Annotated in this window: 2 protein-coding genes; both read left to right on the top strand. The window is 59.1% G+C overall.

The annotated features are described in order from the left end of the window. A partial coding sequence (locus FT726_RS27565; protein WP_346303875.1) for a DnaJ family domain-containing protein occupies positions 1-327 on the top strand: 327 nt, incomplete at its 5' end. 1 nt (position 328) lies between these two features. Further along, positions 329-665, top strand: a 337-nt coding sequence (gene zntR / locus FT726_RS27560) for a Zn(2+)-responsive transcriptional regulator (protein WP_346303874.1), incomplete at its 3' end; no start/stop codon positions are given.

Below are 665 nucleotides of genomic sequence, written 5' to 3'. Positions count from 1 at the left end.
CAGGAAAAGGGCGAGCTGAGCAATCTGCCTGGTGAAGGTGCGCCGCTCACGCTGGACGACGACAGTGGCGTGCCGGCGGAATTGCGCAGCGCCTGGCGACTGCTGAAAAACGCCGGCTATCTCCCTCCGGAACTGGAGATGCGCCGCGACGCACTGGCACTGAGCGATCTGCTTCGCGAACTCGATCCTGATGACAGCGAGGCGCGTGAACTGGCCAAACGCCTGACGCTGCTGGAGATGAAGCTGCAGCAGGCTGGCATGAGCACCGATTTTCTGCGTGGCGAATACCGCCCGGCGATCGGTCAGCGGCTACAGCAGGAGAAATAGTATGTATCGCATTGGCCAGCTGGCAAAACTGGCGGACGTGACGCCGGACACCATCCGCTTTTATGAAAAGCAGCAGATGATGGATCATGAGGTACGCACCGAGGGCGGCTTCCGTCTGTACAGCGATAACGATCTGCAGCGGCTGCGTTTTATCCGTTACGGCCGGCAGCTTGGTTTCAGCCTGGAATCGATCCGCGACCTGCTGTCGATCCGCATCGATCCAGAGCATCACACCTGTGAAGAGTCAAAAGCGATCGTGGCGAAACGGCTCGATGAGGTGAACAGTATGATTGGGGAGCTGCAAACCATTCAGCGCTCACTGCAACGGCTGGCGGAAA

The sequence above is a fragment of the Pantoea sp. Morm genome (genome assembly GCF_016643525.1).
Taxonomy (GTDB): Bacteria; Pseudomonadota; Gammaproteobacteria; order Enterobacterales; family Enterobacteriaceae; genus Pantoea; species Pantoea dispersa.
Note: the sequence above shows the minus strand (reverse complement) of the source record. Positions and strands in the feature narration are given on the sequence as shown.